This is a genomic window from Imperialibacter sp. (assembly GCF_040222815.1).
GTDB lineage: Bacteria > Bacteroidota > Bacteroidia > Cytophagales > Cyclobacteriaceae > Imperialibacter.
In genome coordinates, this window is record NZ_JAVKCH010000020.1 from 1 (window position 1) to 953 (window position 953).

Consider the following 953-nt stretch of genomic DNA (forward strand, 5'->3'; position numbering starts at 1 on the left):
ATATGCTTACTCAAAGAGATCAAGTACTTCTTCTCATCAGTACCGTCTTTTGATTTAACAAATACTTCCTGAGAACCACGCTTACGGCCTCCCATTTCAACAATACCATCAATCTCAGAAACTACTGCCGGCTCACTTGGAGAACGAGCTTCAAAAAGCTCAGTCACACGGGGAAGACCCGCTGTAATATCTTTGGATTTAGATGCTGCTCTAGGAATCTTAGCGATTACCTGACCTGCAGAAACTTTCTCACCATTGTCGATAGCTACGTGAGTATCAACAGGAAGAGTACTTTCGCGGATCACATCTTTTGCACCTTTAACAACTAGTGTTGGTACAAGAGATCTGTCCTTGGAGTCAGTAATAACTTTTTCACGGTGACCTGTTTGAGCATCAGTATCATCGGTAGAAGTAACTCCATCGATAATATCTTTGTACTCAACGGTACCATCAATTTCAGAGAAGATCAGTGCGTTGTATGGATCCCACTTACAAAGCTGTGCTCCTTTTGGAACCATATCGCCTTCTTCAACCATCATCTCGCTACCATAAGGTACGTTATAGCTGATTAAGACCTGACCTTCGTCATTTACAATTTTCAATTCACCTGCACGGCTCAATACAATGTTATGCTCTTCTTCGCCATCATTGTATTCTACAACACGTACATTTTCGAATTCAACTTTACCGTCGAATTTAGTTTTATGTTGTGAATCTGCCTCAAGACGAGAAGCTGTACCACCAACGTGGAACGTACGAAGTGTAAGCTGTGTACCAGGCTCACCAATTGACTGAGCAGCGATAACACCAACGGCCTCACCTTTCTCAACAACAGTTCCGCGAGCTAAGTCACGACCATAACATTTTGCACAAACACCACGACCGGTTTCACAAGTAAGTACCGAACGGATATCCACTTCTTCAATAGAAGTTTCAGCACTTTTCTTAGCTAC

General features: G+C 42.6%; 1 pseudogene. It reads right to left on the reverse strand.

Going from position 1 to position 953, the window contains the following annotated elements:
• Positions 1 to 953 (reverse strand): annotated as a pseudogene (locus tag RIF36_RS09800) (DNA-directed RNA polymerase subunit beta'); the annotation flags it as partial.